Raw genomic sequence first — 24,937 nt, forward strand, 5'->3', positions numbered from 1 at the left:
ATCCCTTGGAGGGCCACCGTGACGCTGCTTGTTCTGGGTCTGATCCTGTTCCTCGGCACCCATTCCTTCAGCATGGCGCGCCACCGTCGCGCCGCACTCATCGGGCGGATCGGCGAGGGGCCCTTCAAGGGGCTCTATTCGCTGCTGTCGCTTGCCGGAATCGTGCTCATCGCCATCGGCTACGGACATTATCGGGCCAACGGCTACATTCCGGTCTGGGACCCGCCGGTCTGGACGCGGCATCTGGCCCTTCCGCTCGTCCTGATTGCCTTCATCTGCGTGGCGGCGGCCTATCTTCCCGGGCACATCAAGCACCGTCTCAAGCATCCCATGCTGGCGGGCGTGAAGATCTGGGCCTTCGCGCATCTTCTCGCCAACGGCGATCTGGGCTCGATCCTGCTCTTCGGCTCCGTTCTGGCCTGGGCGGTGATGGCCCGCATCAGCGCCAAGCGCCGGGATGTTGCGGCCGAGCACGGCGGCACGGCCGCACCCGCTGGCTGGCGCAACGACATCCTGGCGGTCGTGATCGGCGCGGCGGTGTATGCGGCCTTCGTCCTCTGGCTCCATCAGCTCTTGATCGGCGTGCCCGTGCTGCCCCCCACGGGAGCGTGAAACCTCTCGCTCAGGAAACCTCTCGCCTTGCGCGGGGGTGTATGCTAGGCGACCCACTTCGATCGAAGGAGGCGGCCGTTCAGGCTGCATGGGGACAATGGCCACGAACCGGAACGACGAGTTCATTCGCGAAGTCGACGAGGAATACCGCCGCGACCAGATGGCGAAGATCTGGCAGCGCTACAGCGGTCTCATCATCGCCGCGGTCATCCTCATCGTGGGCGGCGTCGGAGGCTGGCGCTACTGGGAGCATGTGCAGGAGACTCGTGCGCAGGCCGCGTCCGCACGCTACGAGGACGCCGTGAAGCTCTCCGGCGAGAACAAGCCCCAGGAGGCCGAGGCTGCGCTGGAGGCGCTCGCGAAGGAAGGCGACACCGGCTACGGCCTGCTCGCCCAGTTCCGTCTGGCGGCCGAGCGCGGCCAGCAGAACGCCGAGCAGGGCGCCGCGGCCTACGACGCCCTGGCGAACGATTCCGCCGTTCCGGCCCTCTGGCGGGATCTGGCCCGTCTGCGCGCCGCATGGCTGCGCCTCGACACCGCCGATCCGGCCCAGCTCCGCAAGACCGTCGAACCCATGGCCGCGCCCGCGAGCGCGTGGCGCCATTCGGCCAGGGAACTCTTGGGTCTGTCCGGCCTTAAGGCAGGCGACATGGATTACGCCGGGCGCTGGTTCGACCAGATCGCCGCCGACCGCGAGACGCCTCCGGCCCTCCGGCAGCGGCTTGCCGTCTACACCGCTCTCGTGGCGGGCGGCCCCGTTCAAGTTACTCAGTAAAGGCGGAGCATCAGGGACATGACGCCTACCGTCGCCATAGTCGGGCGGCCGAATGTCGGCAAGTCGACTCTCTTCAACCGCCTCGTGGGCAAGAAGCTGGCCCTCGTCGACGACCGTCCGGGGGTGACCCGCGACAGGCGCGAAGGCGAGGCGCGGCTCGGCGACCTGGAATTCCGGGTCATCGATACCGCAGGCCTGGAGGAGGCGACGGAGGAGTCGCTCCTCGGCCGCATGCGCGCCCAGACCGAAGCCGCCATCGCGGATGCGGATGTCATCCTCTTCGTGGTCGACGCCCGCGCCGGCATCCTGCCCGCGGACGGTCCCTTCGCCGAGATGGTGCGCCGGTCGGGCAAGCCCGTGATCCTGATCGCCAACAAGGCGGAGGGCGGGTCCGGCATGGCGGGCGCCTACGATGCCTTCTCGCTCGGACTCGGCGAGCCGGTGCCGCTCTCCGCTGAGCATGGCGAGGGCATGGCCGATCTTTTCGAGGCCCTGATGCCTCACTTCCCGGTGCCCGGCGAAGACGAGGACGAGGAAGATCCCAACAAGCCGCTGCAGGTCGCCATCGTTGGTCGCCCCAACGCGGGCAAGTCGACGTTGATCAACCGCATGGTGGGCGAGGATCGCCTGCTCACGGGGCCCGAGGCCGGCATCACCCGCGATTCCATTTCCCTCGATTGGGAGTGGCGCGGAAAGTCCGTGAAGCTCTTCGACACGGCGGGCCTGCGCAAGCGCGCCCGCGTCGAGGACAAGCTCGAAAAACTCTCGGTCGCCGACGCCCTGCGGGCCGTACGCTTCGCCGAGGTTGTCGTGGTGCTGCTCGATGCCACGATCCCGTTCGAGAAGCAGGATCTCTCCATCGTCGATCTGGTGGAACAGGAGGGTCGTGCCCTCGTGATCGGCCTCAACAAATGGGACCTCGTGGCCGACAAGCCGGGTCTCCTCGCCGAGCTGAAGGAAAAGGCCGCCCGTCTGCTGCCGCAGGTGAAGGGTGCGCCCGTGGTGCCACTCTCCGGGCTCGCCGGCAGCGGCATCGATCCGCTCATGAAGGCGGTTTTCCAGGTCTACGAAACCTGGAACCGGCGCATCTCGACCGCGAAGCTCAACCAATGGCTTCAGGAGGCCATCGACGCCAACCCGCCGCCCGCCGTATCGGGGCGGCGCATCAAGATCCGCTACATGACGCAGGTGAAGGCGCGCCCGCCGCATTTCGCCATCTTCGGCAACCAGCTCGACGCCTTGCCGAAGAGCTACACGCGCTACCTCGTCAACAACATCCGCGAGGCCTTCGACCTGCCGGGTGTCCCGATCCGCGTATCGCTGCGTATGGGCCAGAACCCTTACGACAAGGACAAGCGGGGGTAAGGCTTCCGGGTGATGCCGCCTCCCGGATCGTCCCGCATCTCGTGTCATCCCCCGCGCGAGCGGGGATCCATTTCCACGACGGCCTCGGAAAGAGCACGGCGACTTCCGCTCGCTCCGGGATGACGGTGGAGAGGAACGTACCAGCGTGCCGTTCCCGCTCGGGCGGCGACCTCTCGAAGGAGGTGCCGCGCCTGGGCGACTTGTCTCTCCCGCGACCCATCGGAATACTGCCTGTCCTTTGTCTCGAATGTGAGTCGCGCACTCGTCTCGTCAGGGCTGCCAGGAGCGATGACCGATGGAGGAGGGGCTCTCGCATCGCGGGTTGTCGGAACTGATCGGAGCGATCTATGACTGCGCTCTCGATCCCGGCGGCTGGGAGACGACCCTCTCGGCGATCGCCGACACATTCGACTGCGCCGTCGTCTCGCTGACCCTCAACGATCTCCATCACAACCGATTCCTCCTCAACAAGGCAGTAGGGTGGAAGCCGGAGCTGCTGCGGCTCAAATCGGAGCGGCACGTGGGCGAGATCAACGCGCGCCTCACTGAGTGGCTGGCCCTGCAGCCATCCATCGACGAGCTGTTCGTGACCTCGGTTCACTTGAGTTCGGAATACATTCGGCAGTCGCTCTACGTGGAGGAATGCCTCAAGCCGCAGGGCATCGTGGACATCATGCACATGTTCCTGATGTACACGCACCGGCAGTTTTCGGAGATCGGTTTGGGCCGGCATGCGCGGCAGGGCATCATCACGGAGCGGGAGATCGAGCTCGGACGGCTGCTCTTGCCTCATCTGCGCAAGGCGGTGACGATCAGCGGCATTCTGGACATGCAGGTCATCGTGCGGGATCGCATGGCCGAAGCGCTCGATGCTCTGTTGTGCGGTGTCGTGCTGACCGATGAGCGCGGGAGAATTCTGCACGCCAACCGCTCGGCCGAACGGATGATGAGCGACGGCCACCCGATCAGAAGCGTGAGGAATGTCCTCTCGGCGAGTGCACCTGCGGCCAGCCGGGAATTGCGGAAAGCGATCATGCTCGCGGCGCGGGACAAGGCGCAGATCGGGCCAGCGAGCGCGATCCGCCTTCCTGATGCCAGCCTGTCGCCGCTCTACGCCTATGTGCTGCCTCTGACAGCAGGCAAAATCCGCACGCGACTGCATCCTCGGGCCGCGGCCGCCGTTTTCGTCGGCGGACCCGACGATCGGAGCCGGACCGACCTGTTGGCCAGGGCCTTCGATCTCACATCGGCGGAGATGCGGGTCCTGGAAAGCCTCGTGGCCGGGCACACGCTTGCCGAGACGGCCCGCCACCTCGGCGTCGCGCCGTCCACGGCAAAGACGCATCTGGACCATATTTTTGCGAAGACCGGCGTCTCCCGCCAGACGGAGCTGATCCGGCTCGCGATGCAAATGGCGTTGCCGGTGCAGGCGGGCGGGTCCGAAGCGGCGCCCCCGCGAGACATCAACCCCTCGGATTAAAGCATCCGAATGCCGCCGAACTCACCTCCGCTGCTTCAACAGTTCGATGCGCTTTTCTAGCGTAGGAGTATCATTCCCGTCATGCCCGGCGTGAGCCGGGCATCCACGTCGTTGTGGCGCAGTTGTTCCCGGGCGTGGATGGCCAGGACAAGCCCGGCCATGACGATGAATGGTTGCAGCATCGGACGTGCAATCGGACTCACATCCGATGCTGTCAGCCGATGGTCTCGCGTATCTCTTCACGCAAAACCGGTGCCCACTTTTCACGTCCGATGCTCTAGAAACCCAGATTGAAAGCGTTTGCGGCCATCAGGAGTCCCAGCGCAGCCAGCATCAGGCCGGATGCCTTGTTGATGACGTTCAGAACCGTGATGCTCAGCCGCGAACGCAGGACCGCGACGCCGCCGCTCACGATCAGCCACCATGTCACCGAGGCGGCGAACACGCCCGCGATCACGCTCGAAGCCGCCGTCGGCTCCGGTGCGGCGAGGGTCGGCAGCATGGTCATCAGAAGGGCCGGCATGAGAGGATTGAACAGGGCGCAGGCGACGGCGCTGCAATAGGAGGACAGAGCTCCGCACCCTTCGGCGATGGATCCCGCCAGCGATATGGTTCGCCGCAGGATGCGGGCGCTGAGCCACAGGAGAAGGCAGGCCGAAAGGGCCGAGAGCACCGTATGGCTGTGGTCCATCGCCTTCACGATGAGTGGCCCGAAACCCATCACCGCGCAAGTCGTGTAGACGACCAGAACGGTGGCTGCGCCGAGCCCGGTGGTGAAACCGGCCAGGGCGCCGAACTTGAGCGCCCGTTGAATGCACAGCAGGCTCATGGGCCCGACCGGGATGGTGATCGCCAACCCGATGATTGCTCCGGACAGGAAAGCCGACATGCCGCTCATGAGCGTGCCTCGCGCCGCCGTTCGTATCGGACGGCTCCGGCCTCAAGCGGCCTGGGCCCGTCTCAACAGGGAGGACAAGCGTAGCGAATCGCGCCGTGAGACGCGTCCCCCGTTTGGTGGAGACGCGTTTCCAGCCCGGTCGCGGCGTCTCTCAGGCGGCGGCCTTCATCTCGAACGTGGTGTCGTGGAACTGCGTGAGGGTCGAGCGGTGGCCGATGCTGAGGATGGTGGGCTTCCATGCAGCCTCCCGGAGCAGCGTATAGACCTGCCGCTCCGTGTCCTCGTCGAGGGCCGAGGTCGCCTCGTCGAGAAAGACCGTGCGGGGCTTCGCCAGCAGCACGCGGGCGAAGCCGAGGCGCTGCTGCTCGCCGCCGGAGAGACGCTGGCTCCATTGGTCGACCGTGTCGAGATGCGCCACGAGATGGCCGAGGCGCACCGCTTCGAGAACCCGCGCGATCTCCGCGTCGTCGGTCGAGGGCGCGGCCGGATAGAAGGCGGCCTGCCTCAGGGTTCCGAGCGGGATGTAGGGCTTCTGCGGCACGAAGAAGACGTCGCCCTCGGGGAAGGAGACCTGCCCGCTGGCATGGGGCCAGATGCCCGCCACGGCGCGCAGCAGCGTGCTCTTGCCCGCGCCCGACGGCCCTTTGATCAGCACGGCCTCGCCGGAGGCGGCCTCCATGGTCACGCCCGTGGTGATGACGCGCCGGTCGGGCAACGCGAGCGCGAGGTCGCGCACCACGAAGGTCTCGCCCTTGCGCTCCGTCGCGATGGCAGAGGGAACCGCCGCCTTCAGGACGTCGAGTTCGGCGCGGAAGCCCTTGAGGCGCTCGGTCGTCGCGCGCCATTGGGCGATCTGGCCGTAGCTCGTGATGAAGAAATTGAGGCAGGCCTGCACGGAGCCGCAGGCGGCCGCGATCTGCATCACCTGGGCGAAGCCGATCTGACCGTAGAAATAGCGCGGCGCCGCGAGCAGGAAGGGCAGGATGGTGCTGAACTGTCCGTGGGCATGGGCGAAGAGACCGATGGAGCGCTCGCGCCGCATGATGCCCCAAAAGTTCTGCACCACCTTGCTCCATCGGGCCCCGATGACGGCCGCCTCGCGCTCCTCGCCGCGATAGAACGCGATGGTCTCCGCATTCTCGCGCAGGCGCGCGAGGCTGTAGCGGAAGTCGCTTTCGAAGTTCTGGTTGGCGGTGTGGAGCTTGGCGAGCGGCTGGCCGATGAGATGCGTGAACCAGCTCGCCAGGAACGTGTAGCCGAACACCGCGAAGACCATGTATCCGGCGATGGAATAGCCCGCGATGGTGACGGTGCCGCTGAGCGACCAGAGAATGGCCGTGAAGGCCACGAGGCTGACCGCAACGTCCAGGAAGCCGACCACGAGATTGATCGTCTGCCCGGCGAAGAGGCCGAGATCCTCCACGATCCGCTGATCGGGGTTGACGCCATGCGCATCGCCGATCTGCAGGCGGTAATAGGCACGGTTGGCGAGCCAATCCTGCGTGTAGCGGCGCACCAGCCAGTCGCGCCAGCGCAGCTTCAGGCTCTCGGACACCCAATGGGAATAGACGAGGGTCGCGATGAAGCTGCCGGCGATCAGCGCGAAGACGCCGATCTGCTTAGCGAATTCCGCGATGTCGCGGTGCTCGATGGCCGCGTAGAAGCTCGCATACCAGTTGTTCTGCTGCACGCAGATCCAGACGGCCGTAAACTTGATGGCGAGGAGGAGCGCGAGCATGCGCCGCGCATAGGACTTCTCCTCCGAATGCCAGTAGGGCCGGGCGAGGATCCAGACGTCCCGAAGAAATGCGTTGCGAAGAGGGAAGGAGGCGAGGACAGCGGACAGCCGTCCCCGTTGCGCCGAAGGTGCCGGCGCGGCCGTTTGAATGAACATGGATAGGCCCCGCGCAACCCGCCACGCCGGAACTCTGACGGTCCTGTGCGCGACGCGTTACCCTTGAGATCCCGCCGGGGCGCCGCATTCCGCGTGTCGCCTCAAGCAGAAAAATGTGATGTGCTTTGAGTATTCGGTGTGAGAAGAAGGCGCTTCTCAAGCATTCGCCGGCGAGGCGAAGTCCTGATGGGGCGATGATTAGCGCTTCCAAAATGAACTTCTGCTGAAGAATCCAGTGCCGGCGCGCCGCACATGTGCGGCGGACAAGCAAAAAGGCAGCCCGAGGGGGCCGCCTTCAGTAAACGGCCAATATGTCGCAGGGGGCGCCAGCGCATCGTGCGAAAAAGTGGCTCCGGTTTTCCGCAAGAACGATGCGCTCATCCAAGACAGGAGCATCGTGCGAAAAAGTAGCCCCGGTTTTTCGCAAGAACGATGGGCTCACCCAAGACGGGAGCATAGGATCGATCCCGAAAGTGGATTCCTCTTCCCGCGTCCGATGCTCTAGGCGGGCAATTGCGGCGCGACGACCTTCCCGTCCTGCTTGAAGTCGTAGATCTTGCCCGTCTCGGTCCAGGAGGGTAGGGCGAGCTTCACGATGTGGGGCGCAAGGTCCTCGGGGGTCTTGAGGGTCAGCGGATCCTCGCCCGGCATGGCGGCGCGGCGCATCGAAGTGCGAAGCGCGCCCGGGCTCAGGAGCATGACCTTGACCGGGGTCGTCGCCGTTTCGGCGGCATAGGTGCGTACGAGGGCCTCAAGGGCGGCCTTGGACACCGAATAGACGCCCCAATAGGCCTTGCACGAATGGGCGGCGCCCGAGGTCAGGAAGATCGCGCGTCCGGCGTCGGACGCGCGCAGAAGCGGATCGAAGGAGCGGATCAGGCGGTAATTGGCCGTGACGTTGACGGTCATCACCTCGTCCCAGACCGGCTGGTCGACATGGGTGATCGGTGCCAGCTCGCCGAGCTGACCGGCATTGCCGAGGAGAATGTCGAGCTTGCCCCAGCGCTCGTAGATCGCGGCCCCGAGGCGGTCGAGGGCGTCGAGATCCTTCAGGTTCACCGGAACGAGGGTCGCGGACGACCCTCTCGCGCGGATCTCGTCGTCGAGGCTCTCGAGCGCGCCCTGCGTGCGGGCCAGGGCGATGATGTGCGCACCGGCCTCGGCCAGGGCCAGGGCGGCCGCACGGCCGATGCCGCGCGATGCGCCGGTGACGACCGCCACGCGATTGAGAAGGGGTTTGTCCATGAGACGTCCTCAGAGCATGTTTCGGCGAAGGAGATCCGGTTTGCCATCGGCACTATGGGTCGAACCAGGGCACGACGTGATTCCACGCAAGTGGGACAGGTCTAGCGCATCGTGCGGAAAAGTGGACCCGGTTTTCGCGAACGCGGCTCTCCGGGTCCGCTCGAACGATGCTCCGTTCTCGAGTGGGAGCATCGGATTCGAGCCCAAAAGTGCAAATCCACTTCCTGCGTCCGATGTCTAGTCGGCTTCGGCCAGCAGGGCGAGGCGGCGCGGCGTGGCGACGGAGAGGTCCGTCAGGGCCGTCGGATAATCGCCCGTGAAGCAATGGTCGGTGAATTGCGGCTGCGCCGGGTTGCGGCCCTTCTCGCCCATGGCCCGGTAGATGCCCTCGATGGACAGGAAGGCCAGCGAATCCGCCCCGATATATTCCCGCATCTGCTCGAGGTCGTGAGTCGCTGCGAGCAGCTTCTCCTTCTCCGGCGTGTCGATGCCGTAGAAATCGGGATGGGTGATCGGCGGGCTCGCGATGCGGAAATGCACTTCCTTCGCGCCCGCCTCGCGCATCATGCGCACGATCTTCACCGAGGTCGTGCCGCGCACGAGGCTGTCGTCGACCAGTACGATGCGCCGGCCTTCGATGGCGGCGCGGTTGGCGGAGTGCTTCATGCGAACGCCGAGCTCGCGCACCGACTGGGTCGGCTGAATGAAGGTGCGGCCCACGTAATGGTTGCGGATGATGCCGAGCTCATAGGGCAGGCCGCAGCTCTGGGCGAAGCCCAAAGCCGCCGGAACGCCGGAATCCGGCACCGGGATGACCACGTCCGCGTCGGCCGGGGATTCCGTGGCGAGTTCCCGGCCCATGCCCTTGCGAACCTCATAGACGCTGCGGCCGTTCACGATGGAATCGGGGCGGGCGAAATAGATGTATTCGAAGATGCAGGGGCGCGGCGGCACCTTCTCGGCGAACCGGAAGGATTCGATGCCCTCGTCCGAGATCACGACGCATTCGCCGTTCTCGACGTCGCGGATGAAGCGGGCTCCGATGATGTCGAGCGCGCAGGTCTCGGAGGCGAGGATGTAGCGGCCGTCGAGCTCACCGAGCACCAGCGGGCGGATGCCCATCGGATCGCGGGCGCCGATCAGCTTCTTGTTGGTGAGGGCCACGAGAGCATAGGCGCCTTCGATCTTCTGGATCGCCTCGACGAAGCGGTCCACGACCCGGTCCTTGCGGCTGCGGGCCACGAGGTGGACGATCACCTCCGTATCCGTGGTGGACTGGCAGATCGCGCCATCGCGGATCAGGTTGCGGCGAAGGGTCAGGCCGTTGGTGAGATTGCCGTTATGGGCGACGGCGAAGCCGCCCCCGTCGAGCTCGGCAAAGAGGGGCTGAACGTTGCGCAGGACCGTCTCGCCGGTGGTCGAGTAGCGCACGTGACCGATTGCGGAAACGCCCGCGAGCCGCTCGATGGTTCCCCGGTCGGAGAAGCTGTCACCGACGAGGCCGAGCTTGCGTTCGGAGTGGAAAACGTCGCCGTCGAAGGAGACGATGCCGGCCGCCTCCTGTCCGCGATGCTGGAGGGCGTGAAGCCCAAGAGCGGTGATCGCCGCCGCATCCGGATGGCCGTAGATGCCGAACACGCCGCATTCTTCACGCAGGGTATCGCCGTCGAGGTCGAGGTCCACCTTCTTAGGGGTGACCTGCCACGTCTCAGACCTGGAAGACATCATGCTTTCCTTGGGATCCGCGCCCTTAGCCGACGCGGCCTCTATCTAATCGTCCTGAGGCCAAAGGCCAATGGGTTTTCCTGTCGCTCTTCAAAGAGTGAACAGGAGGGGCTCACCCCCGGCGCTGTGGCGTCTGCGGGGCGGGCGAGGCCGGGGCGGGCGCCGCGCCGCGCTGCGGATCGGGCTCGGCCGGCTCCACGGGCTCGTTCTCCGGCGCGGCCGGCTTCTTGAGCTTCTGGATGAGGGCTTCCGCGTTCTCGGGCAGCATGGCGATGATGCTGTCGCGGGTATTTTCCATGGCTGGGCGGGTCTTCGAGGCGGTCGCCCATTCGGGCTCCTTGCCCTGGAGCAGCCAGCTCAGGAAAGCCCAGCCGATCACGCAGATCAGGAAGCCGCGAGCGGCTCCGAAGACGAGGCCGAGCGTGCGGTCGATGGCTCCGATGCGGGAATCGAGGATCATGTCCGAAATCTGGACCGTGATGATCGAGACGATGATCAGGGTGATCACGAAGATGCCGCCGATGGCCGCCACGAGGGCGACCGTATGGCTGCTGATATATTGCTGCGCGATGGGAAGGGCGGTGGGGTGCAGGTACCAGGCCGCGGCGGCGGCCACGACCCAGGCCACGATGGCCAGAACCTCGCGGGTGAAGCCGCGGACGGCCGCCAGGAGAGCCGAGATCAGGACAATTCCGATGACGACGAGGTCCAGAACAGAAAAGGGCATGAGCCGAGCCTACGCAGAAACAGGGACAAGGGCCGCATTCGCGGAACGAGGCCAGGCTGTATAGCCTTAAGAGATGCTTTCGTCACCCCTATGCTGCCCGTGTGCCCCCCGAAAGAGCCCGGACACAAAAAGACCCCGGCGAACGTCGCCGGGGCCAGGGGGAGAGGAGTGACTGTCAACTCTTGCGACACGCATATGTGCCCAAAAAGTTCTCGATCCAGACGTATAAGATTGCCGTGTGAGGTCAATTAGACCGGATGGCCTAATGCCCAGCTTGGGAGGTATCGTCACCTTGGTCGAAAGCCGCGCCGTGGGATCTCGGGCCGACAGCATCGAACGCAAAAGTGGGAACCGGTTTTGCGGGAAAAGATGCTCAAGATGGTAGAGTGACAGCATCGGATGTGGGTTCGATGTCACGTCCGATGCGCTGGAGGTCCCAGCGACGTACCTGGTTTCCCGTCACGGAGGCGAATATGACGGATGATGAGAAGGCGATCAGGGAGCTTGTCGCGGCATGGATGGCGGCGAGCCTGGAGGGCAATGTCGCCAAGGTCCTGTCCCTGATGACCGAGGACGTGATCTTCATGGTGCCGGGCCGGGACCCGTTCGGCAGGGAGGCCTTCGCCGCCGCCTCGCGGAGCATGGAAGGAATGCGCCTGGAGGGAACGAGCGACATTCTGGAATTGCAGGTGATGGGCGACTGGGCGTTCATGCGATGCCACATCGACATGACGATCACGCCTCCGAACGCCCGAGAGCCGGTGCGCCGGTCGGGGCACACGCTGACGCTTCTGCGCAAGGGGGCCGATGGCCGGTGGCGGCTCGCCCGCGACGCGAATCTCCTGGCGGCGCGCGGCTGACGGCGGCTGCTTCTCCCGCGCCGGAAGAGGTTTCAGGAGGCCCTGCGCCGACGCGCGGCGATTCCCGCGACCAGATCGGTGATGTGGCCGATCGACGAGGTGGCGAGCGGGAGCTTCTCCCGCTTGTTCTTGTCGAGGCGGGGCGCCGGGGAGACGGCGCCGGAAAAGCCGAGCTTGGCCGCTTCCTTCAGCCGGGCCTGCTCCTGGGCCACGGGCCGGATTGCGCCGGAGAGGCCCAGCTCGCCGAAATACACCGTGTCGGGCGGCAGCGGATTGCCGGACAGGGACGACACGAGGGCGGCGGCGGCCGCGAGATCCGCCGCCGGCTCGGTGATCCGCAGGCCACCCGCAACGTTCAGGTAGACGTCGTGCATGCCGAGCTTCAGGCCGCCGTGGGCCTCGAGCACCGCGAGCACCATGGACAGGCGGCTCTGGTCCCAGCCGACCACGGCCCGGCGCGGCGTCCCGAGGGAGGAGGGGGCGACGAGCGCCTGGATCTCGACGAGAAGCGGGCGCGTGCCTTCCATGCCGGCGAAGACGGCGGTACCGGCAGTCGCCATGTCGCGCCCGGCGAGAAAGAGTTCGGAGGGGTTGGGGACCTCGCGCAGGCCCTGATCGGACATTTCGAAGACGCCGATCTCGTCGGTGGGGCCGAAGCGGTTCTTCACCGCGCGCAGGATGCGGAAATGATGGCCCGTATCGCCCTCGAACGACACCACGGCGTCGACCATGTGCTCGACGACGCGGGGACCGGCGATCTGTCCGTCCTTGGTGACGTGGCCCACGAGAATGACGGAGGTGCCGGTCGTCTTCGCGAATCGGATGAGCGCCTGGGCCGAGCCCCGCACCTGGGTGACCGTGCCGGGGGCCGATTCGACCGTCTCGGTCCACATGGTCTGGATCGAGTCGATGATCGCGAGCGCGGGCGGGCGGCCCTGGCTCAAGGTGGCCACGATGTCCTCGACATTGGTCTCCGAGGCGAGTTCCACCGGCGACAGGCCGAGGCCGAGCCGTTCCGCGCGCAGGCGCACCTGCCCGACCGCTTCCTCGCCCGAGATATAGGCTACACGCTCGCCGCGGTTGGCGAGGGCGGCGGAAGCCTGCATGAGCAGCGTCGACTTGCCGATTCCCGGATCGCCGCCGAGCAGGATGATCGAGCCGTGCACGAAGCCGCCGCCGGTCACCCGGTCGAGCTCCGCGATTCCGGACGGCGTACGGGGAGCTTCCTTGGTTTCCCCGGAGAGACCTTCGAGCGGGAAGATGCGGCCCTTGGCGCGCGAGGGGCGCGTCGCGACGGGGCCCGACATGGGGCTCGCGGAGCCCGCTTCCTCGACGATGGTGTTCCATCCGCCGCAGGCTTCGCACTTGCCCTTCCAGCGGTTGTAGACCGCACCGCATTCCTGGCAGACGAAAGACGGGTGACGCTTGGCCATCAGCCCTGCGTCCCGCGATAGGTGCGAGCGTAGCGGCGGCCCAGATTGGTGAGGATCTCGTAGCCGATGGTGCCGGCGCGGCGGCCGACCTCGTCGATCGCGAGAGCCCCGCCGATCATGGTCACGGTGTCGCCGCGCCTGAGGTTGCTTTCCGGAATGTCGGTCACGTCCACTGTGATCAGATCCATGGAGACGTTGCCCGCGAAGGGGCATTGGCGCCCGGCTGCCAGAACCCGGCCCGCCAGCAGCTCCTCGCCGCTCGTCCCACGCGCGCTTGCCGAGCGTGGATAGCCGTCCGCATAACCGACCGAGAGCGTGGCGATTCGCCGCCGACCGAGCGCCAGCCACCGCGCGTTGTAGCCGACCGTGTCGTCGGCCTCGACCCAGCGCAGCTGCACGATGCGCGCCTGAAGCTCCACGACGGCGCTCATGGGATTGTGGAGATCGGGCGTCGGATTGCCGCCGTAGAGCGCATAGCCCGGACGCACGAGGTCGAAATGCGGCTTCTCCTTCAGGAAGATGCCGGACGAATTGGCGAGCGAGGCGCGCACCCCTGGCAGCGTCTCGCGCACGGCCCTGAAGGCGTCGATCTGGCGATTGTTGATCGGGTTGTCGCTCTCCTCCGCGCTGACGAAATGGCTCATGAGAAGCGCGGTCTCGAAATCCTTCAGTTCGGCGCGATCCTTCAGGGTCAGGCCCTGGGGGACCGTGAGGCCGAGGCGGTTCATGCCCGTGTCGACATGGATCGCGGCGGCGTATCGGCGCCCCTGCGACCGGCAGAAGGCGGCCCATTCCCCGATCTCCTCGAACGAGCCGAGAACCGGGCGCAGATCATGCTGCGCATAGGCCTGCGACGTGTCGGGAAACAGGCCGTTCAGCACGTAGACGGTCGAACCGGGCGCCGCGGCGCGGGCGCGGATCGCCTCGCTCACGTGCGCCACGAAGAATGTGCGGCAGCCTGCCTGCGCCAAGGCCGGCACGGCCTGCTCGATGCCGGTCCCGTACGCGTCGGCCTTGACCACGGCCGAAGCCTCCGCGCCGCCCGCCCGGTCGCGCAGGCTGCGCCAGTTCCGGCCGAGCGCCGCGAGGTCGATGTGAAGGAGGCCGCCGGCCCTGTCGTCGGGAATGCCCCCGGCGGTGGTCGTCTGTTCTGTCCTGGTCAATCGCCGATCCGATCGGGAAGTTTGTCTTCGTCTGCGAGGTTGGTGAAGCGGGTGATGTCGGCCTGGAAGGCCAGCTGCACGGTGCCCGTGGGGCCGTGACGCTGCTTGCCGATGATGACTTCGGCCTTGCCGTGGATCTGATCCATCTCCGCCTGCCACTTGAAATATTCTTCGGTGCCGGGTTTCGGCTCCTTGTTCTTTAGATAGTACTCTTCGCGGTAAACGAACATGACCACGTCGGCGTCCTGCTCGATCGAGCCCGATTCACGAAGGTCGGAGAGCTGCGGCCTCTTGTCGTCGCGCGATTCCACCTGGCGCGAGAGCTGGGACAGAGCGATGAGCGGAACGGCGAGTTCCTTGGCGAGCGCCTTCAGGCCGGTGGTGATCTCCGTCAGTTCCTGCACGCGGTTCTCGCCTTTCTTGGACGAGCCGGAGAGGAGCTGCAGGTAGTCCACGATGAGAAGGTCGAGACCGCGCTGGCGCTTGAGGCGCCGGGCGCGGGCGGTGAGCTGCGCGATGGAGATGCCGCCGGTCTGGTCGATATAGAAGGGGATCGACTGCATCTCGCGGGCGGCTTCGGTGATCTTGTAGAAATCGTCCTCGCGCATGTCGCCGCGGCGGATCTTGTAGGAGGGCACGCCCGCCTGCTCGGCGATGACGCGGGTGGCGAGCTGCTCCGCCGACATTTCGAGGGAGAAGAAGCCCACGATTCCGCCGTTCACGGTTTTCAGGGTTCCGTCCTGCTGCTTCTCCGCCTTGTAGGCCTTGGCGATGTTGAACGCGATGTTCGTCACCAGCGAGGTCTTACCCATGGCCGGGCGGCCCGCCAGGATGATGAGGTCGGAGGGCTGGAGGCCGCCGAGGGATTTGTCGAGATCGATGAGCCCGGTCGAGATGCCCGACAGGGCTCCCTCGCGCTTGTAGGCGGCCGCCGCCATGTCGATGGCGGCGGTCAGCGCGTCCGAGAAACGCTGGAAGCCACCGTCGGTGCGGCCCGTTTCGGCGATGGAGTAAAGGCGCCGCTCGGCCTCCTCGATCTGGTCTCGGGGCGAACTTTCGACGGGAGCGTCGAAAGCTGTGTTCACCAGGTCCTCGCCGATGTTGATGAGAGAGCGGCGGATCGCGAGGTCGTAGATCGTGCGGCCGTAATCCTCGGCGTTGATGACCGTGGTGGCCTCCGCCGCCAGGCGGGCGAGATATTGCGAGACGGTGACGCCGCCCAGATCCTGGTCGCCCAGGAAGGTCTTCATCGTGATTGGGGTCGCAACCTTGCCGGCCTTGATCAGGCTCGTGGCGACTTCGTAGATGCGCCGGTGCAGATCCTCGATGAAGTGCTCGGCCTCGAGAAAGTCCGAAACGCGATAATAGGCGTCGTTGTTGACCAGAATGGCGCCCAGCAGGGCCTGCTCGGCCTCGAGGTTGCTGGGAGGCGTGCGAAATTGCGGCTCGGCATTTTCTAAGCGGGCGATGAGGGCATTGGCGGTGGCCATCTGGCGCTCCGAAAACGGGGAAGGGGATTATTGGTCTTAGACCCGAATTCGTGTCTGAAAGGTTGCTCTTCGAACACATAGACGGGACTCGGGGCACCTGTCCTCACTGTCCTCAATACTCACATGGCTATTGTCTCGCGACTCATTCGGCTTGACTCTCCGGTGCAGGAAGAACCCGACGAAAAAGCGCTCCCCATCGAATCGATGGAAAGCGCCATTTTGGAACAAAACGAGAACTGGAGCAAGGCTTCCGCCAAGCTCCCGCCTTGCCTGTGGCCATGGACCGTTCCGGCGGATCGTCGCACCCTGACCCTCCTCCCGCGGGGGGAGGAGGCAAAAAAGGGGCCGCCGGTCGAACTCCTTAGAGCTCGACGTCGCCGGCTTCGGCGAGAGCCGCGCCGACCTCGAGGCCGAGGTCGTCGAGGTTGGTCTCTTCGCGGGTGGTGACCGCCTCGCCGCGAGCCTGGCGCTCGGCTTCCTCAGGGCTGCGGGCCACGTTGATCGTGACCGAAACCTCGACCTCCGGGTGCAGGGAGACCGGCACGTTGTGCAGGCCAAGGGTCTTGATCGGCGTGTTGAGGACGATCTGGTTGCGGTCGACCGTGAAGCCGTTCTCCGACATCACCTCGGCGAGGTCGCGGGTGGAGACCGAACCGTAGAGCACGCCCGTCTCGCCGGACTGGCGCAGGATGATGAAGCTCTGGCCGTTCAGCTTCTCGGCCACGACCTCGGCTTCCTTGCGGCGCTCGAGGTTGCGGGCCTCGAGCTGGGCGCGCTGCTGCTCGAAATGCTTCTTGTTGTTCTCCGTGGCGCGCAGAGCCTTGCCGCGCGGCAGGAGGAAGTTGCGGGCATAGCCCGAGCGAACCTTGACGGTCTCGCCCATCTGGCCAAGCTTTGCGACGCGCTCGAGAAGGATCACTTCCATCGGTTTTCTCCTTTAATGTTCGTGATCAGGTTGAAAGGGTCGGCGGTTGTTTCGGCCTGTTTCCGCCGAAGCGGCGCCGAAAGCCGAAGATCGTATCGGCGAGGCCGAAGAGAGACAGGGCCGTGACCATGACGCCCTGCGTGAGGAACAGCAGCGCATAGAGGCCTGCCAGAATGAAGCCGCGTCCCGGCTTACCCTGCGTCCGCTCGTGGATGACGGCGAGGCCCTGGAGGGTGAAGGCCATCAGGAGCGCGCCGAACAGCGCATAGCCGAGGGCGCCGACGAAGCCTTCGAACTGAATCAGGACGAAGGCCAGGACGGGGGCCCAGAGAATGGCGCGCGGCATCGACAGCCCGGGGACGGGCGACCAGGGGCGCGGCAGGCGTCCCGAGGCGGAGACCACCTTCGCGGCGAGCCAGAGATAGAGGCCCATGAAGAAGGTGAAGCCGAAGGCCGACAGGGCCGGCGTCATCGTCGCCAGCGCGTCCGTGAGAGCCTCGCGCCCGTCCTCGGTCCCCGGATCTGGGGCCTCGAAGAACATGCTGACGAAGGCTGAGGAGATCTGCCGCGACCGGGACTGGAAGGCCGTGTAATCGGCCCCCGAGGAGATGATTCCGGTCGCCACGATGGTGAGGGCCGCCGTGGCCGCCACCCAGCCGAGGAGCCGCCCGATCGGATACCATTCCATCGTCCCGTCGGCGGCGGGGCGTCCGAGCAGGGCCAGATAGGCGAGCCACCACGCCGGCAGGCCCGTGATGGCGATGAAGCCGAAGGCGCTGATGGGGGATGCGGTGAAAATCGCGATCGCCAGGCCGCCCACGAGGGTGGCGACGAGACCGGAGCGATGGTTCCAGCCGAGCGCGACGATCAGGATGGGAAGCGGCGCAAGCATGGCGAGCAGGACAGCCAGCATGGTCTCCTTGACCACCACCACTGTCAGAAGGGCCGAGACGAGGCCCGCGCCGATGCCTGTTGCGATAAAGTTCATGGTTCTCGCTGTCCCGCTGCTCACGGCAGGGTTAGGGGCTCATTGCCCCAACTGACCCGGCGGAATTCCACCGCTGGGTGAAACGTCGAAAAGGCGGGCCGTTCGGGAGAACGGCCCGCCGAAGGCGTAATTAGCGGATCACGTAGGGCAGCAGGCCCAGGAAGCGGGCGCGCTTGATCGCCTGGGCGAGCTCACGCTGCTTCTTGGCCGAGACGGCCGTGATGCGCGAAGGAACGATCTTGCCGCGCTCCGAGATGTAGCGGGACAGGAGCTTCGTGTCCTTGTAGTCGATCTTCGGCGCGTTCGGGCCCGAGAACGGGCAGGTCTTGCGACGACGGAAGAACGGACGACGGCCACCGCCGCCACCAGCACCAAATGCCATGATTAAGCCTCCTCGCCTTCGTTGCTTTCGAAGCCGCCGCCGTCGCGCTCACGACGCTCGCGGTCCTTGCGCTCGTCACGGTCGCGCTTCTGCATCATCACGGACGGCTCGGTCTCGAGCTCTTCGACCTTGATGGTCATGAAGCGAAGGATGTCTTCGTTGATGCGCATCTGACGTTCCATCTCGGCAACCGCGGCAGCGGGAGCGTTGAGGTTGAACATCGTGAAGTGCGCCTTGCGGTTCTTCTTGATGCGGTAGGCGAGGGACTTAACGCCCCACATCTCGGTCTTGTCGATGCTGCCGCCATTCTGCTCGATGACGCCCTTGTACTGGTCGACCATTGCTTCGACCTGCTGGGGTGTCACGTCCTGGCGAGCCATGAAAATATGCTCGTAGAGAGGCATAGTGGGCCTTTCTCAGGTTTGAGGATCTGGCCTTCGCACCACGTTTGGCGAAGTGTTCAGGCCGGTTTCGCGCGTCCGATCGGCGCCAAGCCCTTCGAGCCTGCAAGGCCCGAGCGGTTGTCGAAGGCGGAGACACGGGACGACGAGTCCGAAGGACCCTGTGCGGCAGGCCGCACCGTCCGTTCAGCCCCCGGCCGGAGCGAACGCGAAGCGCGGGCTATAGTCGATCTGCATGGGAAAGGCAATGGGGCGGCCGACTCGGCGATCCTGGCGGTCCAAATGGCTCTGGCCTCAGAGAGGGCTTGAACGCGGGCTCGGCGTTTGCCTAAAGGAATATCAACAGCGAGATCAATGGCACGATGGCCAATACCAGAGCGGTCCATAACGCCCTGTTCTTCAGGGCGAGAATCAGGGCCGGAAGGGTAAAGACGAGAAACAACAGGGTCGATAGGGCTCCGAACACATAGGCAATTCCTTCTCCCATCTGATACGCGTCGATAATGAGTGCTGTCCCGGCGACCCATAGCCAGAGCATGGTGCCGATCCCCGCCAGGATCATCACGGAAATACGCAGCATAAAGCACTTACTCGGCTATAAATGAAACAATGATACATTCGCATTGTGGCAATAGAGAAACAAGCGTTTTCTTGTAAGATGTAGTCAACGCGAAGTTCTCAGTTAAAAACAGGCCCATGAAAGCTCCTCCTCTTCGCCTCGGCGTCAATATCGATCATGTCGCAACCGTCCGGAATGCCCGCGGGGGCATCGATCCCGACCCGATCAGGGCCGCCCATATGGCCGTGCTGGCAGGCGCCGACGGCATTACGGCGCACCTGCGCGAGGACCGGCGGCATATCCGCGATCAGGACATGGAGCGCCTGAAGCGTCAGCTTTTCGTGCCGCTCAACTTCGAGATGGCGGCGACGCCCGAGATGATCGGGATCGCCACGCGCCTTCATCCCCATGCCTGCTGCCTCGTGCCCGAGAAACGAGAGGAGAGAACCACGGAAGGGGGGCTCGACATCATCGGCGGCGCTTCCCATCTGCGCCCGATGATCCAGGAATTGAAAGCTCAGGGCATCCGCGTCTCGCTCTTCGTCGAGCCGGAGACGGACGTGATGGACGCCGCCTGCGATCTGGGCGCTCCCGTGGTCGAACTCCATACCGGCACCTATTGCGAGGCCGTTGCCGAAGGGAACGAGGCGAAGGTCGCCCATGAGCTGGAGCGCCTGCGCCGGGCCGCCGCCCACGGGGCCGGCCTCGGGCTCGAAATCCACGCGGGCCACGGATTGGCCCTCGATTCGGTGCGCCCGGTCGCGGCGATCCCGCAGATCGTGGAGCTGAACATCGGTCATTCCCTCATCGGGGAGGCGATCTTCATGGGTCTCGACGAGGCTGTCCGCGCCATGCGCGCCGCCATGGACGAGGGCCGGGCACAGGTGCCCGCATGATTCTCGGAATCGGATCGGACCTCTGCGACATTCGCCGGATCGAACGCTCCATCGAACGTTTCGGGGACCGATTCACGCATCGTATCTACACGGAAGGCGAACGGGCGCGCAGCGACCGCCGCGCCGCACGCGGGCCGTCCTATGCCCGGCGCTTCGCCGCCAAGGAGGCCTGTGCCAAGGCCCTAGGGACCGGCCTCAGCCATGGCGTGTTCTGGCGCGACATGGAGGTCGTGAATCTGCCAGGCGGTCGCCCGACCCTGCGCCTGTCCGGCGGAGCCCTCGATCGCCTCAGGGCCATGACCCCGCAGGGCTACGAGCCGGTGATCCACGTCTCCTTGACGGACGATCCCCCTCTGGCTCAAGCCTTCGTGGTGATCGAAGCACGGCCTGTTGCCGGGACGGGCGCGTTGCGGCAGCACCCGCCATAGGCTAGAGCATGGGGGCGCGGGACGGGCAGCCATGCCGGCTCCGAAGCCATGCGGCTCCAAAACCCTCGAGAGCGGTTTGCACTTCCGGTTGAAGTGCAAACCGCTCTCGACTGCCGCAGCAGACAACGAAGGGCGGCTTTTTTGGCCGCGACATCCCTCGAGCATAGGTCGATTCAAGTGAGCGACAACGCCAAGCACAACCCGAGTAGAAGCGTGAAGAAAAAGGAAGAAGAGGGCCTCTGGGAGACGATCAAGGTCATCATCCAGGCTCTTCTGATCGCCGTGGTGGTCCGCACCGTCCTGTTCCAGCCCTTCAACATCCCGTCAGGCTCCCTGATCCCGACTTTGCTGATCGGCGATTATCTCTTCGTGTCCAAATACGCCTACGGCTATTCGAAGCACTCGATGCCCTTCAGCCCGCCCCTGTTCTCCGGCCGGATCTTCGGCTCGGATCCGAAGCGCGGCGATATCGTGGTGTTCAAGCTGCCCAAGGACAACTCGACCGACTACATCAAGCGCGTGGTCGGCCTTCCCGGCGACCGGATCCAGATGATCGGCGGCGTTCTGAACATCAACGGGCAGCCGGTGCATCGCGAGCGCGTGGAGGATTATCAGACGGTGGACGAGTACGGCCGACCCACCGCCGTCCCGCGCTACAAGGAAACCTTCCCGGAAGGCACCAGCCATTACATTATCGAATTGAAGGGCGACCGGGCCTATTGGGACAACACCGACATCTATACGGTGCAACCGGGCCATTACTTCATGATGGGCGACAACCGGGATAACTCGACCGACTCGCGCGACGAGGCGAATGTGGGCCAGGTTCCGGCCGAGAATCTCGTCGGCCGCGCGGAGATCATCTTCTTCTCCATCGACGAGGGCGCATCCCTGTGGCGGCCCTGGGAGTGGCCGCAGCACATCCGCTGGAATCGCCTTTTCGAGCGGATTCACTAAGCCGTGACCCGTCGCAAACCGAATCACGACGAGTTGCTGAAGAAGCTGGATTACCAGTTTCTGAAGCCTGAACTTCTCGACGAGGCGCTCACGCATGTGAGCGCCCCGAAGGCCGGCGGAAAGAGCTATCAGCGCCTCGAATTCCTCGGCGACCGCGTGCTCGGCCTCGCCGTCGCCGAGATGCTCTACGACATTTTCCCAACGGCTCCCGAAGGCGAGCTCTCGCGCCGTCTAGCGGAGCTGGTGCGCCGCGAAAGCTGTGCCGAGATCGCCATTGCCTGGGACGTGGGGCCCTACCTCAAGCTCGGCGCGGGCGAAGCGCATTCGGGCGAGCGGCGCAATCCGACCATCCTGGCGGATGTGTGCGAAGCGATCATCGGCGCCGTCTTCCTCGACAGCGGCTACGATGCCGCGAAGGGGCTCGTGGAGCGCAGCTTCAAGGGCCTGCTGGAAGCGCCCCGGCGCTCCCTCCGGGATCCCAAGAGCGCATTGCAGGAATGGGCGCAGGGACGGGGCCTGCCGCCGCCGACCTACACGGTGGCAGAGCAGACGGGCCCCGATCACGCGCCGAAGTTTCGTGTGATGGTCAGGGTCAAGGGCACCGACACCGAGTTCGGGCACGGTACATCGAAGCGCATCGCGGAACAGGCGGCGGCGCGGAGCCTTCTCCTCCGAGAGGGCGTCTGGACGGAGGAAGAGCATGGAACATCCTGAGCCAGTCACGACGAAAGCAGGTTTCGTCGCGCTTATCGGCGCCCCGAATGCGGGCAAGTCGACGCTTCTCAACGCGCTCGTGGGCTCCAAGGTCTCCATCGTGTCGCGCAAGGTGCAGACGACGCGCGCTCTGGTGCGGGGCATCGCCATGGAAGGCGACACGCAGATCGTCTTCGTGGACACGCCCGGCATCTTCAAGCCCAAGCGCCGCCTCGACCGGGCGATGGTCACTTCGGCCTGGGGCGGGGCAGGGGATGCGGACGTGGTCGCGCTCCTGCTCGACGTGCGCAGGGGGATCGACGAGGAGGCGGAAGCCATTCTCGCCAGGCTGCCCGAGCTGAAGCGTCCGAAGGTGCTGATCCTCAACAAGATCGACCTGATCGAGCGCTCGAAGCTGCTGGAGCTCGCCTCCCGGCTCAACGAGATGGTGCCGTTCGCCCATACCTTCATGATCTCGGCGCTGAACGGCGACGGCATCGACAGGCTCAGGAGCCAGCTTGCGGCCATGATGCCGGAAGGACCGTGGCTCTATCCGGAAGATCAGATCTCCGATGCGCCTCTGCGCATGCTCGCCGCCGAGATCACCCGCGAGAAGATCTACGAGCGTCTGCACGAGGAGCTGCCCTACCAGTCCACCGTGGAGACGGATCAGTGGCAGCAGCGGCCGGACGGCTCCGTGCGGATCGAGCAGACGGTGTTCGTGGAGCGCGACAGCCAGCGCAAGATCGTTCTCGGCAAGGGCGGCCAGACCATCAAGGCCATCGGACAGGCGGCGCGCAAGGAAATCGCCGAAATCGCGGAAGCCCCCGTGCACCTCTTCATCTTCGTCAAGGTGCGCGAGAACTGGAGCGACGATCCCGAGCGCTATCGCGAGATGGGACTGGAGTTCCCGAAAGGGTAAGCCGCAAAGGCATTCCGTTTTAGAAACAAGCCGCGAGGAGAATTCCCCTCGCGGCTTTCTGTTTTTACTGCTGGTTCTGGCCCTGCAGCAGCGGGGTGATGCGGCGCAGGGTGACGCGGCGGTTTTCCCGCTCGGGGCCCTGGGAGTTCACCTTCAGATACTGCTCGCCATAGCCCTGCGTGGTCAGATTCTCGGCCGGGATCTGGAAGCGCTGAGACAGGATCGTCGCGACCGTTTCCGCGCGGCGGTCCGAGAGGGTCAGGTTGTCCTCGTCCGACCCGACCGCATCCGTGTGGCCTTCGATCAGGAAGATTTCGTTCGGGTTGCGGGAGATGGCCTGGCGCAGGCCGTCGGCGATCACGCCGAGGGCGTCGATCTGATCCGGCGGCAGCTCCCAGGAGCCGAACTCGAAGTTGATCGTGTCGAGGTCGACGCGGCGCATGCGCTCGCGCAGCGGCTGGCTGCGACGGACTTCGTCGAGGGTATAGGCGCGATCGATGCGCTGGACCGGCGGAGCCGTGAAGGCTTCCACGATCTGGGACGGGGAGGCGCGTTCCGTCTCGACGATGTACTCGTCGCGCGGAATGCTGACCCGAGGCGGCGGAAGGCGAAGGACGTCCTCCTCGACGTAGCCGTAGCCCGGGCGCGCGCCGATGCCGCTGCGGCGGTTGTCGATCAGGATCACCTCGCGGCCTGCGGGCTCGCGCCTGATGCGGCGGACAAGGTTGCCGTATTCGTCGCGCACCGTGACGATTTCGGAACCGTCCGGGCGGCGAACGATCGTGGTTTCCTCTCCGGGACCGCGGCGCTCCACCCGCACTTCGTCCGCTCCGTAGATACGGCGGAAGCGCTCCGTCTCGTCGTGGCGGATGATGACGCTGTTGCCCTCGCGGATGATCGTGCGGTCGCCGGGCTCCTCGATGATGACCCGATCACCCTCCCGGCGCTCGCGGCGCTGGCGGCGCAGATCGTCGATGCGCACCCGCGACGGATCGAGGGGCTGAGCCTGCTGGGGAGACGCCTGCTGCGGCGCATTCGGTGCGGGCGGCAGCGTAGGTTGGGCTCGTGGTGCGGGGGCCGGTTGGGCCGGCGCCGTCGGGGCAGGCTGCGTGCGGGGCGCAGGTGCGGGTGCGGTCGGAGCCGGGGCAGTTTGAGCCGGCGTCGGTGCGGTGCGCGGCGGGGTCGTCGAAGGAGCGGGCTTGGTCCTGGACCGATCCTGATCCCTCCGCTGATCCGGGTTTCTGCGCTGATCCTGCTCCTGACGCTGCTCGTCCGCAGGGCGGGGAGCCGGAGTCGCGTCCCGGCGCTGCGGGGCTGGCGCCGTGGTCGAGGGTGACGCGGGGCGCTCGGAAGAATCGGGAGCCTGCGGGCGCTGGCGATCGCCGGGGCGCTGATCACGCTCCTGCGCGTCCGGGCGCTTCTGGCGTGCGGGTGCCTCGTTCCGCTCCTGGCTCTGGGTCTGGCTGCGCTCGGCCGGAGCCTGGCTCGGCTGGGCCGGTGCCGGCTTCTCGGCAGGCTGGCGCTGTTCCTGTTGCCGCGGCTGTTGCGAACGCTGTTCTTGGGGGCGCTGTTCTTGGGGGCGCTGTTCTTGGGGACGCTGTTCCTGGCTCCGGCGGGGCGTTGCGGGCGCCTCCTGATCAGGATTGGCGGCGCGGGGAGCTCGCGGGGTGTCGGGGGACTCGCTTCCCTGGGCGCCGCGCTGGGGACGCTGCGGGCGGCCGCCTTCCTCGTCCGCGCCCTGGCGCCTCTCGCGGCGCTGCTGGCCTGGAGGAGCCTGCTCGTCCTGTCCCTGCGGTTTCTGTCTTGCCCTGGGCGGCTGCTGCGGTTGGTCACCCGTATCGGCCTGGGCTACCGTGATGGGAGCGGAGTTTTGCGGCTGGAGCGCAGACGCGTTCGCCGACAGCATCATCAGCGGGATGGCAGTGCTCGCAAGGAACAGGTTGGTAAGCTTCATGATCCTCAATTCACTTTCGGGGTATGAGAGGCGTGAATGCTAAGCTGTCCATTTTGTTCCAATTTAGGCGTCGTGCAATCTTGCAAGGTATCTTAACATTTTAGTTCGATGCTCTTGGAAAATATGGAAAAAAGCTCCTTCGATGCTTACATCAGGGCTTCGTTC

General features: G+C 65.5%; 25 protein-coding genes. 10 read left to right on the forward strand and 15 right to left on the reverse strand.

The window, feature by feature from the left end; all coding sequences use genetic code 11:
- The first annotated feature begins 18 nt into the window (after positions 1-18).
- The 4 genes from AB8841_RS17910 to AB8841_RS17925 all read left to right on the forward strand — a co-directional run bounded on the left by AB8841_RS17910 (position 19) and on the right by AB8841_RS17925 (position 4,232).
- Complete coding sequence (locus AB8841_RS17910) at positions 19-612, forward strand: NnrU family protein (RefSeq protein WP_370437174.1); 594 nt, start codon at positions 19-21, stop codon at positions 610-612.
- 97 nt (positions 613-709) lie between these two features.
- A complete protein-coding gene (locus tag AB8841_RS17915) occupies positions 710-1,387 on the forward strand; it encodes a tetratricopeptide repeat protein (protein ID WP_370437175.1) in 678 nt (225 codons plus the stop codon).
- A gap of 18 nt (positions 1,388-1,405) precedes the next feature.
- Entirely contained in the window at positions 1,406-2,752 is a 1,347-nt protein-coding gene (gene der / locus AB8841_RS17920; RefSeq protein WP_370437176.1) for a ribosome biogenesis GTPase Der, read from the forward strand.
- A 295-nt stretch (positions 2,753-3,047) separates the two neighbouring features.
- A complete protein-coding gene (locus tag AB8841_RS17925) occupies positions 3,048-4,232 on the forward strand; it encodes a LuxR C-terminal-related transcriptional regulator (protein WP_370437177.1) in 1,185 nt (394 codons plus the stop codon).
- Positions 4,233-4,288: 56 nt separating this feature from the next.
- Here the strand turns inward: AB8841_RS17925 and AB8841_RS17930 are convergent, their stop codons facing one another.
- From AB8841_RS17930 to AB8841_RS17955, 6 genes are all read right to left on the reverse strand, one after another.
- Positions 4,289-4,414, reverse strand: coding sequence for a hypothetical protein (locus AB8841_RS17930; RefSeq protein ID WP_370437178.1), 126 nt, complete (start codon positions 4,412-4,414; stop codon positions 4,289-4,291).
- A 95-nt stretch (positions 4,415-4,509) separates the two neighbouring features.
- Positions 4,510-5,130: a LysE family translocator gene (locus tag AB8841_RS17935; RefSeq protein ID WP_370437179.1), complete on the reverse strand. Its 621-nt coding sequence runs from the start codon at positions 5,128-5,130 to the stop codon at positions 4,510-4,512.
- Between the two features lie 151 nt (positions 5,131-5,281).
- Positions 5,282-7,024, reverse strand: coding sequence for an ABC transporter ATP-binding protein/permease (locus AB8841_RS17940; RefSeq protein ID WP_370437180.1), 1,743 nt, complete (start codon positions 7,022-7,024; stop codon positions 5,282-5,284).
- A 501-nt stretch (positions 7,025-7,525) separates the two neighbouring features.
- On the reverse strand, positions 7,526-8,269 hold the full coding sequence (locus tag AB8841_RS17945; protein WP_370437181.1) for an SDR family NAD(P)-dependent oxidoreductase: 744 nt from the start codon (positions 8,267-8,269) through the stop codon (positions 7,526-7,528).
- Positions 8,270-8,506: 237 nt separating this feature from the next.
- Positions 8,507-9,994: an amidophosphoribosyltransferase gene (purF, locus tag AB8841_RS17950; protein ID WP_370439301.1), complete on the reverse strand. Its 1,488-nt coding sequence runs from the start codon at positions 9,992-9,994 to the stop codon at positions 8,507-8,509.
- Positions 9,995-10,106: 112 nt separating this feature from the next.
- Positions 10,107-10,721, reverse strand: coding sequence for a CvpA family protein (locus AB8841_RS17955; protein WP_370437182.1), 615 nt, complete (start codon positions 10,719-10,721; stop codon positions 10,107-10,109).
- A gap of 473 nt (positions 10,722-11,194) precedes the next feature.
- On the opposite strand from AB8841_RS17955, the gene AB8841_RS17960 reads away from it, so the two are divergent.
- On the forward strand, positions 11,195-11,581 hold the full coding sequence (locus AB8841_RS17960; RefSeq protein WP_370437183.1) for an SgcJ/EcaC family oxidoreductase: 387 nt from the start codon (positions 11,195-11,197) through the stop codon (positions 11,579-11,581).
- 32 nt (positions 11,582-11,613) lie between these two features.
- Here the strand turns inward: AB8841_RS17960 and radA are convergent, their stop codons facing one another.
- From radA to AB8841_RS18000, 8 genes are all read right to left on the reverse strand, one after another.
- Entirely contained in the window at positions 11,614-13,014 is a 1,401-nt protein-coding gene (gene radA / locus AB8841_RS17965) for a DNA repair protein RadA (protein WP_370437184.1), read from the reverse strand.
- Positions 13,014-14,177, reverse strand: coding sequence for an alanine racemase (alr, locus tag AB8841_RS17970; protein ID WP_370437185.1), 1,164 nt, complete (start codon positions 14,175-14,177; stop codon positions 13,014-13,016). Before alr ends, radA begins: the two co-directional genes overlap by 1 nt.
- Positions 14,174-15,667 carry a replicative DNA helicase gene (locus AB8841_RS17975; protein WP_370437186.1) on the reverse strand — a complete coding sequence of 498 codons (1,494 nt, stop codon included), beginning with the start codon at positions 15,665-15,667 and terminating at the stop codon, positions 14,174-14,176. Before AB8841_RS17975 ends, alr begins: the two co-directional genes overlap by 4 nt.
- 361 nt (positions 15,668-16,028) lie before the next feature.
- Positions 16,029-16,592, reverse strand: a complete 564-nt coding sequence (gene rplI / locus AB8841_RS17980; RefSeq protein WP_370437187.1) for a 50S ribosomal protein L9 — start codon at positions 16,590-16,592, stop codon at positions 16,029-16,031.
- A gap of 25 nt (positions 16,593-16,617) precedes the next feature.
- Entirely contained in the window at positions 16,618-17,580 is a 963-nt protein-coding gene (locus tag AB8841_RS17985) for a DUF2232 domain-containing protein (RefSeq protein ID WP_370437188.1), read from the reverse strand.
- Positions 17,581-17,710: 130 nt separating this feature from the next.
- The gene (rpsR, locus tag AB8841_RS17990; protein ID WP_160883627.1) at positions 17,711-17,962 is read right to left on the reverse strand and encodes a 30S ribosomal protein S18; all 252 of its coding nucleotides are present in this window, start codon (positions 17,960-17,962) and stop codon (positions 17,711-17,713) included.
- Positions 17,963-17,964: 2 nt separating this feature from the next.
- A complete protein-coding gene (rpsF, locus tag AB8841_RS17995) occupies positions 17,965-18,366 on the reverse strand; it encodes a 30S ribosomal protein S6 (RefSeq protein WP_370437189.1) in 402 nt (133 codons plus the stop codon).
- Between the two features lie 325 nt (positions 18,367-18,691).
- Positions 18,692-18,943, reverse strand: a complete 252-nt coding sequence (locus tag AB8841_RS18000; RefSeq protein ID WP_370437190.1) for a hypothetical protein — start codon at positions 18,941-18,943, stop codon at positions 18,692-18,694.
- A gap of 116 nt (positions 18,944-19,059) precedes the next feature.
- Between AB8841_RS18000 and AB8841_RS18005 the strand changes: the two genes are divergently transcribed.
- The 5 genes from AB8841_RS18005 to era all read left to right on the forward strand — a co-directional run bounded on the left by AB8841_RS18005 (position 19,060) and on the right by era (position 22,818).
- A complete protein-coding gene (locus AB8841_RS18005) occupies positions 19,060-19,818 on the forward strand; it encodes a pyridoxine 5'-phosphate synthase (RefSeq protein WP_370437191.1) in 759 nt (252 codons plus the stop codon).
- Complete coding sequence (gene acpS / locus AB8841_RS18010) at positions 19,815-20,246, forward strand: holo-ACP synthase (RefSeq protein WP_370437192.1); 432 nt, start codon at positions 19,815-19,817, stop codon at positions 20,244-20,246. Before AB8841_RS18005 ends, acpS begins: the two co-directional genes overlap by 4 nt.
- A 213-nt stretch (positions 20,247-20,459) precedes the next feature.
- Entirely contained in the window at positions 20,460-21,203 is a 744-nt protein-coding gene (gene lepB / locus AB8841_RS18015; RefSeq protein WP_370437193.1) for a signal peptidase I, read from the forward strand.
- Positions 21,204-21,206: 3 nt separating this feature from the next.
- The gene (rnc, locus tag AB8841_RS18020) at positions 21,207-21,917 is read left to right on the forward strand and encodes a ribonuclease III (protein WP_370437194.1); all 711 of its coding nucleotides are present in this window, start codon (positions 21,207-21,209) and stop codon (positions 21,915-21,917) included.
- Positions 21,904-22,818 (forward strand): GTPase Era, encoded by a 915-nt coding sequence (gene era, locus AB8841_RS18025; protein ID WP_370437195.1) that lies wholly within the window; start codon positions 21,904-21,906, stop codon positions 22,816-22,818. The genes rnc and era overlap by 14 nt, the downstream gene beginning before the upstream one ends.
- Positions 22,819-22,882: 64 nt before the next feature.
- Here the strand turns inward: era and AB8841_RS18030 are convergent, their stop codons facing one another.
- Positions 22,883-24,772 carry an OmpA family protein gene (locus AB8841_RS18030; RefSeq protein ID WP_370437196.1) on the reverse strand — a complete coding sequence of 630 codons (1,890 nt, stop codon included), beginning with the start codon at positions 24,770-24,772 and terminating at the stop codon, positions 22,883-22,885.
- Positions 24,773-24,937: the final 165 nt, after the last annotated feature.

Source organism: Microvirga sp. TS319, assembly GCF_041276405.1.
In the GTDB taxonomy this organism is placed as follows: domain Bacteria; phylum Pseudomonadota; class Alphaproteobacteria; order Rhizobiales; family Beijerinckiaceae; genus Microvirga.